The following is a 15,128-nucleotide window of genomic DNA, read 5'->3' as shown; positions in this document are numbered from 1 at the left end:
GTGGAGGTTATGTTGTCATACTTTTTATCCTATTACAAGTTGTCATTTATACTAGTATAATAAGTACTACCCTAAGAACGAGAAAAGAGGTACAGGAATGAATCAGCAGGCTAGACTTCAAGCCTTATCCAGCTTTCTGAAAGCGCAGCGAACGAAGATTCTGCCGCAATCGGTTGGAATACCATCTGGAACACGCAGAAGAACAGCAGGTCTCCGAAGAGAAGAAGTCGCTCAATTGGCAGGTGTCAGCACGACTTGGTACACGTGGCTGGAGCAGGGCCGGGATATTAAAGTATCATCATCCGTGCTTGACGCGGTAGCAACTGCACTTCAATTAACGGTGGATGAACGCAAATATCTGTATGCCCTAGCCCTCGAGTCTGCTGCCGGATCCAGCCATCTCATTGAGGATCGACCTGAGATTAGTCCTTCCTTGAAAAGGATCTTATATGAACTGCGTGCCTGTCCCACCATTATCTCTGACCGACACTGCCAGATTGTTGGCTGGAATGAAGCAGCTTCACATGTATTCATGAACTTCGAGCAAATTCCGTATGAAGAGCGGAATATGATCTCCTTATTATTCACGCGCAAAGAATTTAGGCGCCTAGCCGTGAACTGGGAGCATTTCGTCAGCGGATTTCTAGCTATATTCCGTGCTTATTATGGTCAATATGTCGAGGATGAATGGTATGAGAAGTTTCTCGTGGAGATGAAGCAGGCACATCCTGATTTCCATCGTCTCTGGGAGCAAAGCCAAGTTAGTGCTTCCCCCGAGGTCGTCATTGAATTTCGACATGCCAAAGCGGGAAAGATGCTGTTCCATCTCACTTCGCTTCAGGTGCATGGCAGTACGGATTTGCGCTGTAGTATCTACACACCTGCCTCAGACTCTTCAACAGAATCCAAACTGAAACAACTAATGGACAAAGATGTACCGAAGCAAGAATCTAAATGGACATGAGAAAAGGCTGCACATAGCATGATGCTAAGTGCAGCCTTTCCTTCACCGATAGGATCCATTCTTAACCAAATTATAACTTGTAAATATCTTTGTACTTCTTCTCCAAATAAGCAACTAGATGATCGGGATCGAGCGGTTTACCCGTTATGGCGATAATAAGCTCCGACGGTGTCCGAAGCTTGCCATACTGGTACACCTTCTCGGTTAACCACTCTTTAATCGGCAGTAAATTGCCTTCCTCCACTAGCTCCCAGAAGTTCGGCAGCTCCGTCTCCAGTGTATTCGTGATCTGTGCCGCATACATGTTGCCTAGCGAATACGAAGGGAAATATCCGAAAGCCCCGCCTGACCAGTGAACATCCTGTAGAACGCCCTCTGAGTCATTCTCTGGCTCAACTCCTAAGTATTCCTTGTACTTCTCATTCCACAAGGCAGGAAGCTCAGATGCCTTTACGCCTTCATTGAAGATCAGCTTCTCTATTTCGTAGCGGATAATGATATGCAGGTTATAGGTCAGCTCATCAGCTTCAATTCGAATGAGAGATGGCTGCACGACATTCGTAGCCCGGTAGAAGTCCTCCACAGGGATTTCCAATTGATTCGGAAAATGCTGCTGCAAATCTTTGTAATACCGATTCCAGAACGGCTTGCTTCGGCCAATGACATTCTCCCAGAAACGAGATTGTGATTCGTGAATGCCCATCGACGTTCCGGTTGCCAGTGTGGTACCGATCAGATCTTTGCTAATATTCTGCTCGTACAGCGCATGACCGCCTTCATGAATGGTTCCAAACAACGCGCTCACTACATCATCGATTAGATATCGAGTCGTAATACGCACATCACCCGGATTCAGACCTGTTGCAAACGGATGCGCACTCTCATCCAGTCGACCAGCAGCAAAGTCAAAGCCCATCTGTTTAAGAATAAATAAACTAAATGACTTTTGCGCTTCCTTTGCATAGGTCTGCTTCAGAAAGTCCGTCTTCGGCTGATGTGGAGATGCAGCGATTGCGGCAGACAAAGGTACCAGCTTCTCGCGAAGGCCACCAAACACCTTATCCAGCTCGGCAGTTGTCATGCCTGGCTCGTAAGCATCCAGAAGCGTATCGTAGCGGGAGCCTTCTTTTACACCCCACAGATCGATAAACTGATTGCTGTATGTAATAATTTTATCTAAATAGAGCTCAAAGGAAGCGTAATCGTTCTTTTCCTTAGCTTCTTCCCACAACGATTCTGCTTGTGAAGTTAGTACCACGTATTCTTGATGAAGCTTCGGCGGAATCTTTATGCTGCGGTCATATTCTTTACGAGTTTCCGTAACTAGCCTTTGGTTAATCTCGCTTAGCTCGGCATAAACTGCTGGCTTCTCCAGCTCAGTCAGCCATTCTCCAAGCTCAGGTGCTGTTGATAACTTAAACAACTGTGCGGATAAATTGCCAATCACCTCTGACCTTACTTCCATTCCTTTACGCGGCGCTCCAGTGCGCAAATCCCAATACAAAACGCCTAGCGCTTCTTCGTAGCTCTTCATCTGTTTGATCTGTTCAAGGAACAATGACAGGATATTCGAATCATTTTGTGTCATCTTACATCCACCTTTCTCAAAGCTTCTACTTGATCATACTTTTTACAAACCTTATAATCAACTTTAATCGGTAATAAAGGAATCTGGAAGTCGAAGGGAGCAACAACGATGAATTTTACATTTACTTCTTCTGCAATCGGACATCTTTCCGAGCATTTAACGGATGGCAGCAAAAGCTTAAAGCTCTTATATGATACCGAAGGCTGCGGCTGCGTCGTAAGCGGTGTGCCTACCCTTCAAATCGTTAACAAGCCCTATGAGGATGATAAATTAGGTGAGGGTAAGCCCTATTCTGTCTGGTACGAGCCCCGTTACGAAGTATTCTTCGAGCCCAATCTGAAGATCGATTACAACGAAGCTCGCCACTCATTCAGCCTCAGCAGCGACAACCAAATTTATACCGCAAATCTGCGCCTTTTGAAGTAAATCGAAACAATAGAGAGATTGCATTTTAGTGAAAACATACTGTTTTGGATAAGGATTGGTGATAAACAATGAACAATATTAAAGAAATCTTGGCATATAATGAACAATTCGTCGAAAACCGTGAATATGAAAAATACTTAACTAACCGTTTCCCCGACAAGAAAATGGTTCTTGTCACCTGTATGGATGCAAGATTGACAGAGCTCCTTCCAAAAGCACTCAATCTGCGGAATGGAGATGCCAAAATTATTAAGAACGCCGGCGCTATCGTTACCCAGCCATTCGGTAATATCATGCGCAGTATTCTTATTGCAACCTATGAGCTTGGGGCTGATGAAGTCGTTGTTATTGGCCACTATGATTGCGGAATGACGGGGCTTAACCCAGACTCCGTCATCCATCATATGCTCGAAAGCGGCGTGACGGAGGAAACGATCACAACCCTTCGCAATTCGGGTATGCATCTTGAGCGTTGGTTAACCGGCTTCGACAGTGTACAGGAAAGCGTGGAGAGAAGCGTGAGCATTATTAGCAACCATCCCCTTCTCTCAGCCACGACGCCCGTACACGGGCTTATTATTCACCCGGAAACCGGGAAACTGGATCTGGTTGTAGATGGCTATGAAGCACTGAAATTAAAGAATAAAGCGAAATGACACGTAGCTTGAAATGTGAAAAAGAGCTTAGATGCAGGCCAATTATGGCGTGCTTCTAAGCTCTTTTGTTCGTTAATTAGGGAGAGATAGATTAATTCCCGTTATCGCCGTTTTTGCTGTTATTGCTGCTATTGCCGTTAATACCGTTCCTTGCAGCTTTTGCTCTTGCAGCTGCAGCACGAGCAGCGATGACCGCACTCCGATCCCGCAGCGTGTGCCGGTGCAGCAATTGGTCCTTCCCGCTGCTGGGGGCTGACCAAACCAGTCCTTCCTTGATGGACATCACTTGGCAGCGTTTCAATAGATCCCTATCCCGTATCGGCAGCTCCATATCGGTGAAAGGTACATGATGCTCAATCGCTTCAATTCTGGCGCTAATGAGCGTCCTGAGCTTGACTCCATCAAGACCTACGTGAGCTGCTGCTTCTTCAGTCAATAAAGTAATAGCTTGATGAAGCATTTTCAGAGCACCTACAAGATTGCCTCTTCGTTGATGGTAAGAGCCTACTGCCACTTTGATTAGACCTACCCAAGTATCGCCAAGCCCATCCTCTGGATTGTTTTTCCAATACTCCTCTAAAAGCTCATGACATTCAAAATAATCACGGGTCGCGTGAAACTCAACCAGAAAAGCAATATATGCTGATGGATACTCGTAATTAGTCATCGTTATCCCCCATATTCATAAAGATCATTCATGAAATAAGAATGAAAGTTGAAACCTTTGATTATATTAGACGTAATTGTACGGAAAGGCAATAACAGATGTTCGAGCGCAGGCTCAGAAGGAGATTAACAAATGAAAAAAAGCTTATTGTTACTGATGGCGTTCACTCTTTTCCTCGCTTTCAGCGCAGGATCCGTTGATGCTAGACCCAAGTTCGGTGGTATGAAATCGCCTAAGAAAAGCTATACGCAGACGCCAGCTAAGCCGGCTGAAAATGTAAATAAAAGTACGCCTGGAAGCACTTCAGGAACTGGAGCGGCCAAATCGGGCACAACGGCTAATCGTGGATTTTTTAGCGGCGGCGGCTTGATGAAAGGGTTAATGATTGGCGGCATTGCAGGCTTGCTGTTCGGCAGTATGTTTGGCAGCGGTTTTCTAGGGAATTTCCTTGGATTACTCGTTAACGTTCTAGCGATCTTTATTGTGATTGCCGCGATCCGAAGTATCTTCCTCTACTTCCGCAATCGTCGTAAAACAACCTATCCAGATGATCGGAGACGCCACTAACGATGAGAATCTACACCGATGAGATTATTAACGCAGTCTGTCTCCACATGGCTGATCGTCGAGGAGTCTCGCCATCGGATGTGGAAGTTCAGTTGTCTTGGGATGAACAATACGGTTACACAGCTGAAGTGTGGGTGAGCGGACGCAGCCAGTATGTTGTAGAAGCGAATATACTTGAAGCGATTGAACAGTATTTATTGAAACAATATCAGATTCGCAAATTCCGATCCCAAATTAAACTTGATGCGGATGAAGAATTTTGGGCAGATATTGAAGATGATTAATAGTTTATGTAAACGGGTGCAGGGATTGTCTTCTGCGCCCGTTTTTTTTTGTAAATACCAGAAATTACAACATTCGCCTATCCTTTTCTGATATTTTTGTGGAAGAAGCTTGCCTCGCTGACATAGGACAGCGTTAGCCGTTTCTTTTCACTCCCTAAATAATGGGAATATCGAAAAATGTCGAATTTATCGCAACCTCTCCCTCACTCTGGCGTCTAATAGAGTAGATTGGGAGAGGAGTGGATTTCTAGCACATGCAGAAAAAATGGACATTAACTATTGCCCTTACAATGGCCTTGCAAGCCGGTTTGGCAACGAACGTATCAGCAGGAGCGACAACCTCGATTAAGGACAATACGACCAAATATCGAGTCTATCAGAGCGATAAAGCACTTAAGGAATTTCATACCGATTCTGCGGCTATCGAGTATGCCCGTAATTTCTCTTATTCACATGTCGAGAAAATAACAGGCAGACTTTGGGTGTGGGACAACTTCCCTAAGTTTAAAGTTTATGAGAACGGGTTTACGACGCCAGCGCGTGAATTCCGTACCCTTGTGGATGCCAAACAGTTCGCAAGCAAGCTCAAATTCGCTCAAATTCGCGACCTTGAGCAGCCAGGATACATATCAAGCTCCTATCCGAGGTTTCAGTTGTTCCAAGGCGATAAAACCTTATCCACTTGGAGCTTTGCTACAATAGCGGATGCCAAGAAAACCGCAAAAGCATTCAGTAACATACATATAATCGATTTATCTTCTAATCAATGGATATGGGATAACCTCACTTCCACTCAGAAAGAAACACAGCGTAAAGGACTACCTCAATACGATATTATGCTTAATGGCGAATCAATGGGCGGTGCATTGTACCCTTTCCTGCTCGACGCCATTCGTGCATCCGCTAAGGTATATGGAAGCAAGGTTGTAAATGTAGAAACTGGACTTATTGTTCATAGTAACACCCCTAGCTTTACCGTGAACCAAAACGGTTCACCTGTTAAGAGCGTTTACACCATTGACAGTGCAGTAGCTTATGCCAAAAGTCTGCTCGGCTCTACAGTAACCAAAGACGGTCTCGTATGGTGGACGAATATCCCTTATTTAACCGTAACACAAGGGACTACGCCCCTTCGTTCCTTCTATACCCGTGCTAGCGCTGTGAATTATGCCGCGCAGTTCTCTAATTCGACAGTCTCTACTTCAGAGGGCCGAGCCATATGGAACAATAAGATCAAGCTTCAATATTTGGGATGGAATGGTTCTTCTCGAACGTCGACGATTTTGAATCAAGTGGGTCAAACACAAGGGCTGGATTATGACTCCCCCTCCTGGTTCGAGCTTGGTTCTGCCGATGGATCGATGAATGACTATTCAGATGCAGCACTCGTCACTTCCTTGAAGCAATCGAACATGAAGCTAACACCACTGGTGAATAACCAATTCGATGCGAAGCTGACTACCGCTTTCTTGAAAAATGCAGATGCACAGAAACGATTTATCCAATCGCTTGTCGGCAAATTACAAACATTGGGCGCTGATGGGATTAACCTAGATTTCGAAGCTTTATCCGGTAGTGATAGGGCCAACTATACTGCATTCGTTCGCAATCTGACTACAGCTGCCCATCTCGCTGGATTGACCGTTTCCATCGATCTTCCTAGAGGGGATATCAAATGGGATGCGAAGACTGCTTACGACCATGCCGCACTTGCCGGAATTGTGGATACGATTATGATTATGGCATATGATCAGCATTGGCAGAATGGAGACGAGGCTGGATCTGTAGGGGAATTGCCTTGGGTCGAGGAAGGTGTTAATCAGTTCCTAGCTTACGGTATCCCACGCAGCAAATTAATGCTCGGTGTACCTTTCTATGTTCGTGAATGGCGTTTGGATGCTGCAGGTGCACTCGTAGATAACAAAGCGGTTTACATGAAGGATATCCCTTCCATCATTCAATCACAAGGCGCCCAAGGCGTCTTCGATCCCAATGCGGGACAGATGAAATACACCTATTCCAAAGACGGTTTCACCCATATATTCTGGGCAGAAACGACGGATACCGTGAAAGCACGTATCGCGATCGCCAAGAAATACGATTTGGCTGGTGTTGCTATATGGCGTCTTGGGTTTGAAAGCTCAGACCTTTGGACAACGCTCCTGCAAATGAAATAATCCTCCCTTTGGGCGAAGCGAGATGTTTTGTGATTCTTGCTATGTTATAATTCATTAGAATAAGTACAGATATTCTATATATAACTGGTGCAGTTTGCCTATAGTGAAGGAGAAATGAACATGTCGCAAGTAAAAGAGATTCAAACCGTAGAGGAATGGAAGGCTGCATTGGAAAGTTCGAGTGCTCGTCCACTCGTTGTTTTCAAGCACAGCACGACATGTCCGGTAAGCGCAAATGCTTACGATGAATTCAATAAATTTCTCAAAAATAATGAGAATGCCGACGCCGATTTCGCACTTGTCAAAGTCATCGAATCCCGTCCCGTCTCCAACCAAATCGCTGAGGATGTAGCTGTGAAGCACGAATCACCCCAAATCATTCTCGTGAAGAACAAAGAGAAATATTGGAGTGCTACTCACTGGGCAATTACGGAAGCACATATGAAAGCGGTCATGGACTAAGTTCATTTAGCCTTGTATCGAATTGGTAATAGAAGCGGGCATCCAAAGAAGCGAATTTGCTTCCTTGGATGCCCGCTTTGTTGTTCACTGTGTTAGATGCCTCCCCCCCCTCCCGAATCAGGATTTGTTTCCAGCATGAAGTTTTTTTGCTGCGTCCTTCTCTTCACGCACTCCAAATTGGCCTCTCGGAGAACTTTAAGATGCTGCGAGATCGCTTTTTCCGGATTTTCAACGTTAAGCTGATAATATTTCAGGATTGCATAAAAATAAACATACGACTGCTAAAAACCTGACATATGTTTCGCTTAGAAGTAAGTTTATATTAGCGGTGTACACAAATGTATGCGCTATCAAATGCATAAGACAGGAATTATGCTGCGCGTTAAATAATCGAGGGGAGGGGATATTTATCGTTCATGAAAGGATTTAAATTACTCACAGCTGTAAAGTAAACTTGAATTCGAAAAAATCGTGTTACAAAGGAGAATGTTGCGAGTGGAACTGATCAAAAGTCCCAGAGGTATTGCAGGGTTTTGTTTTTTTGTAGCAATGGGCTTAATTCTGAGTATGATGACTGCCAAGCCGGCTTCAGCTTCGAATGAGGAATTTCAGATCGGCGTATTCTGGGTGCCTCCTGCTGCTTCCACCAACGAGACTCAATACGATTATCTCAAGGATGGACATGTAAACTGGATTATTAATGTCGCTTCCACAGATTTGAATACGATAGAAGACAACAAGAAGATGCTCAAATTAGCGGCTGAACGAGGAATGAAAGCTGTAGTTGCTGATTCAAGATTCGATAAAGTCTATGATAATACAGCTACTGACGCAGAAATTGCTGCTATGGTGAACGATTATAAAGGTCTCCCTGGTTTGGGTGGATATTACGTAATGGACGAGCCCCTCTTCCCCAATGTCAATTATGCAGGGCATGCTTATCAACAATTTTTGAAAAATGATCCGGATTCAATACCGTATTTGAATTTGTTACCGTATGTTTGGAATAAACCGGAATATGTAAAGTACGTGGATCAAGTCATCGCAGCAACTCCCGATCTAAAATATTTAACATTCGATAATTATCCGTTCAGAACCAATGGTGAGACTAATTTTGACATCTTAGACGATTATTACACGAACTTAAAAATTATCAGGGAAAAGGGTCTGGAGCATGATTTGAAGACAGGTGCCTACATACAAGCGACGGGTTATTATGATATGAGGCGTCCGGTAGAGAACGAATTGAGGTACAACGTATTTACATCTCTTGCGTATGGTATGAAGGCTCTGTATTGGTTTCCGTATTGGCACCCGGGCATGCCTTTCGATGGGGGAATCATTAATTTAGACGGAACAAAGACGGATCTGTACAAACCGTTCCAAAACTTGAATGCGCAAATTGAAGCGTGGGGCCCCATTTTAATGAAATTGAATTCAGTTGATGTATACCATTCAGGTAAGATGGCAGCCGGAACTGTAGCTGTGCCCTCCGATTTTTTCTGGAAGCCTGAAAATACAAACGATAACGTGATCATCTCCTATTTCACTGATGCAAGCGGCAGGAAATATATTATGGCAGTAAATAGAGATTATACCAATTCATCAACGCTCTCTTTCCATATCAATTCAAACCCTACTAAGATTACAGAAATCTCCAAAACTACAGGCTTAGAGGAAAATACAAACTATAATGCGTTAACAGGCGTGATATCGGCTGACTTTGCTCCTGGTGAGGGACGGCTTTATGCTTTGCCGACGGAAGGCATGGGTGAACTTCTCAGAAATCCGGGCTTTGAAGATGGCTTGACCGGATGGACAGCGTACAATCCAAGCACACTTACACCCATTACAGATCCTGTGAACTCAGGTTCGAATGCGCTTCAAATAAGTGCAAGAAGTATGAATTATACGGGTGCAATGCAGGATATCAAATCTATATTGTTAAGCAACGGACAAGGAACCTATGATTTCGGAGTCATGCTGCGTACGGAATCGAAAGATAAGCAAACCATGTATGCAAATATATTTATCAACGATAGTACAGGTGATCATTACTTTAATGGATCGTTTGTTAGCGTTGATAATGAAAGCTGGGTGCGTTCATCCGGTTCGGCAAAAATTACTTGGACGGGCAAATTGAATTACGCACGAATCTACACAGAATCGGAAGCGGGTACCGGCAATTATTATGTTGATGATTTCAGTCTGAAGAAACCGGATCAGCCAACAACTTTCAAAAGCACCTTAACCGCTAATATGAGCTCGATCACGTCTGGAACAGAATTTAAAGTGAGCTTTGGATTGAGTAATAATACACTCCCTATTTACGCACAGGACATCAAGATAGATTATAACCCAGCGGTTATGGAGTTTGTGTCTGTTAGATCCGTATATGAAGGTATCTCTCTCGTCGAAGTTGATAAGGAAACCTCTGGAAAGCTTCGTCTAATAATCGCCAGTGCAGGTCCAGAGCACGCGGTTACCGGTGACACGCCAATCGTAGAGCTTACCTTTAAATCAAAAAAGGTCTCAAAGACGACAACAGGCTTAATCTCCGTTACCAATGCTGTTCTAGGGGACGTTAAAGGAAATGAATATCAAGCAGCTACTTCTTCCGTTCCTATAGAAGTCATTAAAGGAGGAGGTCCAGGCGATTTAAATGAGGATGGCAAAATTTCAATTGGCGATCTTGCCATTGTATCGGCTCATTACGGCAAAAACAGCAGCAGTCCAGATTGGGAAAATGCAAAGATAGCTGATATAAACGGTGACGGTATTATTGATATTCTTGATCTCACGGCAGTTGCCAAGAAAATAGTCAACTAGAATGAAATCAGGGAGGGTGGGTGGGGAATCTCCCTCCCTCCTTATATTATCAAAGCATGTCCTCACAACTTCTCGGACAACGCATGGCTCTGAAAATACCGCCAAGCGTGCATCCACAGAAAGGATAGTGTTATGAAGCGCAATGTATTCACACTCCTCATAATTACTCTGCTTGGTTTGCACCAGTCGTTTCCTGTAAGCGCGAATGCAGTGAACGCCCCTTCCTTCCTGATAACCGCTAAAAGTCTAGCCGATGATAAAGTGACCGTGAACATCATAGTGAAAAATATGGAGGATTTATTTGGCTATGAAGCACGATTTACATTCGACCCTGACCGACTTGAACTGGTGGAAGCAAAGTCAATCCTTGACGGTTTTTCCATATCCCCGAAGATCAGAGGAAACGAAATCGTCATCGCACATACTAAAATCGGTAATGTGAAAGGAGAAAGCGGAGATTTCATCATTAGTACCCTAACATTTAAAAGCAGGAAAGTCGGTACTTCCACTGTGACATTGAAATCGTTTAAAGAAGTGGACCACAATTTAGACTATCAAACTTACTCGTTAGATGAAAGTGTAACCGTTGGTTTTACGAACAATGGAACACCCAACAATGATTCTGGACTCGGAAACGTCGGCAGTAATATGGATTCCGTCAATGTGAATGAGGAAAGTTTGAAAAATGACAAGGACGGTAAAGTTGTGGTTGAAATCGCTGAAGGAAAGAAAAACGTTCTGCTACCTGTGAGAGCGGCTGGTATCGTCGGTAATAACAAACTTGAATTGAGGTTTATGAACTTTTCTATATTCATTCCTGTTGAAGTGCTGAACGATTTGCAGGATCTGGTGTCCTCCGATGAATTGGAGGATGCGCAAATTTCCTTCAAATTCAATAAATCTCCAGAGGATGAGAAGAATCGTCTATTAACAAGTGCTTCGAATAAAGCAAAATCAACAGTAACAGCTGTCGGAGACATGATTGAATTCAGCTTGTCTATCGTCACGAAGGAAGGCAAGGAACTGAAGCTTACGAAATTCAATAAACCTATTACGGTAAAGCTTAAAGTTAACTATCATGCAGATCTAGAATTGCTTGGCATCTACTTTATCGCCGACAACGGTGAGCTTGTATACGTAGGTGGTGTGATCGCAGATGGATATATGTCTGCAGAAGTCAGCCACTTCAGTAGATATGCAGTCCTAGAGTCTGATAAATCTTTTGCAGATGTTGCCGAGAACCACTGGGCGGCACGTGCAATTAAAGTATTAGCGGCCAAGCAGATCGTGTATGGCGTAAGTGATACCAGCTTCCAGCCTAACGCTAATGTAACACGCGCAGAATTTGTCGCATTTGTAGTTCGTGGGCTTGGACTGAAAGCGACAGGATTATCCTCTTTCGCGGATGTAAATGACAAAGCATGGTACGCTCCAATCGTGACTGCTGCGAACGAAGCAGGCATTATTAAAGGGCGCAGCGCTTCTATCTTTGCTCCAAACGAAACGATTACCCGTGAAGAAATGACCGCAATCATCGTTCACGCTTATGAATATAAGACCGGAGTCAAAACAGCCGCTGAGCAGCAGAATGCTTTTGCCGATGCGAAAGAGATCTCTGCGTGGGCTAAAGACGATGTAAATGCTGCATTCAAGCTTGGATTTGTTTCTGGACGCGGGGATGGGCGTTTTGCGCCGAAAGCATGGTCAACGCGTGCCGAAGCAACACAAATCATCGTTAACCTGCTTAAAAAGCTATAAGTAAAATGCACTCCAAATAAAAAGAAACCTGCTGCTTGATTTCAATGCAGAGGTTTCTTTTTATATTACCTAGCGCTAATTATAGACCTGCACGTTTACTTCCTTTGACTCCTCTTGCTGTAACTGCTCAAGTATGAAGCTGCAGTTCAACAGCTTTTCCTTCAAGTCCTGAACCGTATAGTAATAATGATTGCTCGCTTCAAATCCGATCCGGGAATCCCTAATTACGAGATCATACAAGTGCTGGACATGATCTGCTTCCTCACGAACGATATTGATGAGTTTACGACAAGACTTAAGACGTGTATCCTCTCGTTTCGTCGCTAAATATCGGTTTCGGGTTCTGACGAATTCGATCTGTAAATACGTGCTGTGGAAATGAAGATAAGCTGCGGATGCTACTGCTATTAAGTTACCAAACTCGCGCTCAGCTTCAGGGAGTACAAAATTGCGTGATTTCTCTAGCAGCTGTAATCCCTTCTTCCAACCTCTAGACAGCTTCTTAAACTGGTTGGCGAATACAGATTCTGGGTAAATCCCGCGCCAACCCTGAAGATCATCATACGGAAATCCGATCATTGTTGCGTCGAATCCAGTTGGTTTCATATGCAGCAGGTTAGCCGGCCCGTAATTTTGCGGAGCAGTGTACAGGACGTTTAGATCAAATGGAAATTCCCGGAATGCACGACTAAAAGCAGCTGTAGCTTCAGCTATCGATTGTCCCGCTGCGCTGCCGAATTTCCCTCGCAGCAGCTCACTCAGTCCAGTCGTAGCATTAGTTGGGCTTCCCGTGTCTGTGTCCCAATAATATTCTGCCGCTAACTCGAGATTTAGTGAAGGATAACCGCCTAACGTCCAGCTCAGCATCAAAGCGCTGACCCCGGAAGCGTCAAGACGATTCAAATGCTCTTCAAGATGCTGAAAAACAGGTAGGAACGGTACCGCCGAGCATTCCCATGTATTGTTGAACTGAACCTTCGCCGCAGTTCGAAGGCCACGGGCGTTCGCAGTCCGCCAACTATGCAATGACTTCTCCCCCGGTCCGACAACAGACATCGAGTAGTCAATTAACTGTCCCGGAATTCCAGCTATATTCGTCTTAATCGCCTCTTCACTGGTGCACATGACGATCGCTTTATCCGGGAGAGCACCAATCGTAGAGGTGATATCATTCTCCGTCCACCCCGACCATCCCCATGTCCAGCAGAGAATTCGTGCGTCGGGCTTCGCAAGGGTTGCACCTTCTACGATGAGACGATTGACCTCCGCAACCACTTCACCTGCCGACCGTTGGCTGCAGCGCGGACAATTCGTCCGACCTCCAGGTGCACGTGAGTAACAATGCGTCCAATTCTCCGACATGGTGATGGTAATCAGACCGGCCAAACCAGGTACCTCTTGAAATAAATGCAATATGCTGCTGAAGAGCAGCTTTTGGACATCCGGATGGGAAGTGCATAGCATACCCTGTCCATCCTCGGTGTGCCCTTGCCAATCCGGCTTATCGGCAAAAAAAGAAACTGGCATTGAACGTGGTTCATTACAGTACAAATAGACGCCGATACCGTAACGTGCAGCTCGATCTACCAGCTGACGAAGCCCGTTTAAGCGCCTCTCCCAATCCACAGATAATTCCGGCGCCGCAGCCCACGGTACCAAGCTGTACAGAACGCTTTGCAGCCAAATCCCATTGATGCCCGTGTCAGACAATCTTTCCAGGAGATCGACTGGGAACGAATTCAATTCAGATTCAAGAAGCGGATCCCCATATAAGGCACTATAGGAGTATATGATGCGCGTATCAAACTTCGTCGTCCGACGGTACTCACCAGCGATGATATACGGCACCCCAGATTTATTCATCTGAGCAGCAATCCACTGCAGCCCCCGCATGATTCCAGCACCATCAACGGCACTGATGATGATCTCATTCCTAAGCGCATCTGCAGAAATCGTATGACTCTCTGCTAACCGATTTCCATCCGGAATGATTACGATGCGCATAACAGGCCCCTCTATTATAGCGGTCGATGGATGTGCGCTTTGTTGAATATTCCATTTGATTCCCCAAGCCTGTTCATGTTTCGTTACAAATCGTTTGATCGAAGTCTCCACAGCTAGATTCCCTTGGGAACAAGCAATTGTCCAGGGTACGTCAAGCCTGAGCTCATCCGGAGCCGCTTTCCTTGCAGGTGCTCTATTTCGTTTCGTTTCTACTTTATATTGATCAAGAAATTCGAAGGGCTGTTCCAACCGTTCCAGCTGGGTTGAAGTTTCCGCTTTCATGTCAAAGCGCTCAGCTAACGTTGCTCTTAAACGCTGAGTTCGCACTCTTTCCTCCGAGCTTAAAGGCTTGTATTGGACTGGCTCCGTCCAGGGCTTCATACTGCCTAGCTTGATCCATAAGAAGTCGTCCTCTTTCAACGTGAAAGCTAGACGTTCTTCGGTCCATCCGAGCAACTGCAGCAGCTGCTCAAAGGAAAGGAGGTGCCAATTCGCGCGAATGATCGTAATATATCCTCTTTCAAGCCATTTGTCCTCATTCTTCACTGGTGAACCTTCAAGTCCAAGCTCACGCGCTGCTTCTCTAATTTCTGCTTCTGTAGCTCCGAGAACCTCGGCGACACTATCGACGGGTACCAAACCCCAATTTCGCCATATGACAGCCTGCATACGTGTAGGGAAATGTAGAAAATCCAACGCTAACTTGTCTGGATTGGCTTGCAACTCGAGTAACATTATGAGTCCTC

12 protein-coding genes are annotated in these 15,128 nt (G+C 44.9%); 9 read left to right on the top strand and 3 right to left on the bottom strand.

Annotation, left to right across the window (positions count from 1 at the left end):
- The first annotated feature begins 97 nt into the window (after positions 1-97).
- The gene (locus EKN16_RS05410) at positions 98-964 is read left to right on the top strand and encodes a helix-turn-helix transcriptional regulator (protein WP_125654347.1); all 867 of its coding nucleotides are present in this window, start codon (positions 98-100) and stop codon (positions 962-964) included.
- A 70-nt stretch (positions 965-1,034) separates the two neighbouring features.
- On the opposite strand, the gene EKN16_RS05405 is transcribed toward EKN16_RS05410, so the two are convergent.
- Positions 1,035-2,552: a carboxypeptidase M32 gene (locus tag EKN16_RS05405; protein ID WP_125654345.1), complete on the bottom strand. Its 1,518-nt coding sequence runs from the start codon at positions 2,550-2,552 to the stop codon at positions 1,035-1,037.
- A 108-nt stretch (positions 2,553-2,660) separates the two neighbouring features.
- Between EKN16_RS05405 and EKN16_RS05400 the strand changes: the two genes are divergently transcribed.
- Both EKN16_RS05400 and EKN16_RS05395 read left to right on the top strand, forming a co-directional pair.
- Positions 2,661-2,978, top strand: coding sequence for an iron-sulfur cluster biosynthesis family protein (locus tag EKN16_RS05400; protein WP_125654343.1), 318 nt, complete (start codon positions 2,661-2,663; stop codon positions 2,976-2,978).
- 68 nt (positions 2,979-3,046) lie between these two features.
- Positions 3,047-3,634, top strand: a complete 588-nt coding sequence (locus tag EKN16_RS05395) for a beta-class carbonic anhydrase (protein ID WP_125654341.1) — start codon at positions 3,047-3,049, stop codon at positions 3,632-3,634.
- A 91-nt stretch (positions 3,635-3,725) separates the two neighbouring features.
- On the opposite strand, the gene EKN16_RS05390 is transcribed toward EKN16_RS05395, so the two are convergent.
- Positions 3,726-4,301, bottom strand: a complete 576-nt coding sequence (locus tag EKN16_RS05390; RefSeq protein WP_125654339.1) for a DUF309 domain-containing protein — start codon at positions 4,299-4,301, stop codon at positions 3,726-3,728.
- 132 nt (positions 4,302-4,433) lie between these two features.
- Between EKN16_RS05390 and EKN16_RS05385 the strand changes: the two genes are divergently transcribed.
- The 6 genes from EKN16_RS05385 (at position 4,434) to EKN16_RS05360 (ending at position 12,378) form a co-directional block, all read left to right on the top strand.
- Positions 4,434-4,868 carry a hypothetical protein gene (locus EKN16_RS05385; protein ID WP_125654337.1) on the top strand — a complete coding sequence of 145 codons (435 nt, stop codon included), beginning with the start codon at positions 4,434-4,436 and terminating at the stop codon, positions 4,866-4,868.
- 2 nt (positions 4,869-4,870) lie between these two features.
- The gene (locus EKN16_RS05380) at positions 4,871-5,152 is read left to right on the top strand and encodes a YxcD family protein (RefSeq protein ID WP_125654335.1); all 282 of its coding nucleotides are present in this window, start codon (positions 4,871-4,873) and stop codon (positions 5,150-5,152) included.
- Between the two features lie 254 nt (positions 5,153-5,406).
- Entirely contained in the window at positions 5,407-7,329 is a 1,923-nt protein-coding gene (locus tag EKN16_RS05375; protein WP_232016234.1) for a glycosyl hydrolase family 18 protein, read from the top strand.
- A 120-nt stretch (positions 7,330-7,449) separates the two neighbouring features.
- A complete protein-coding gene (gene ytxJ, locus EKN16_RS05370) occupies positions 7,450-7,791 on the top strand; it encodes a bacillithiol system redox-active protein YtxJ (protein ID WP_125654333.1) in 342 nt (113 codons plus the stop codon).
- A 495-nt stretch (positions 7,792-8,286) separates the two neighbouring features.
- On the top strand, positions 8,287-10,620 hold the full coding sequence (locus EKN16_RS05365) for a carbohydrate binding domain-containing protein (RefSeq protein ID WP_164522684.1): 2,334 nt from the start codon (positions 8,287-8,289) through the stop codon (positions 10,618-10,620).
- A gap of 132 nt (positions 10,621-10,752) precedes the next feature.
- Positions 10,753-12,378 (top strand): S-layer homology domain-containing protein, encoded by a 1,626-nt coding sequence (locus tag EKN16_RS05360; RefSeq protein ID WP_125654329.1) that lies wholly within the window; start codon positions 10,753-10,755, stop codon positions 12,376-12,378.
- Between the two features lie 75 nt (positions 12,379-12,453).
- Here EKN16_RS05360 and EKN16_RS05355 read toward each other — a convergent pair whose 3' ends face one another.
- Positions 12,454-15,117 (bottom strand): hypothetical protein, encoded by a 2,664-nt coding sequence (locus EKN16_RS05355; protein ID WP_125654327.1) that lies wholly within the window; start codon positions 15,115-15,117, stop codon positions 12,454-12,456.
- Positions 15,118-15,128: the final 11 nt, after the last annotated feature.

The organism is Paenibacillus baekrokdamisoli (genome assembly GCF_003945345.1).
GTDB classification, from domain to species: domain Bacteria; phylum Bacillota; class Bacilli; order Paenibacillales; family Paenibacillaceae; genus Paenibacillus_Z; species Paenibacillus_Z baekrokdamisoli.
This window is presented reverse-complemented; position numbering and strand designations above follow the sequence as displayed.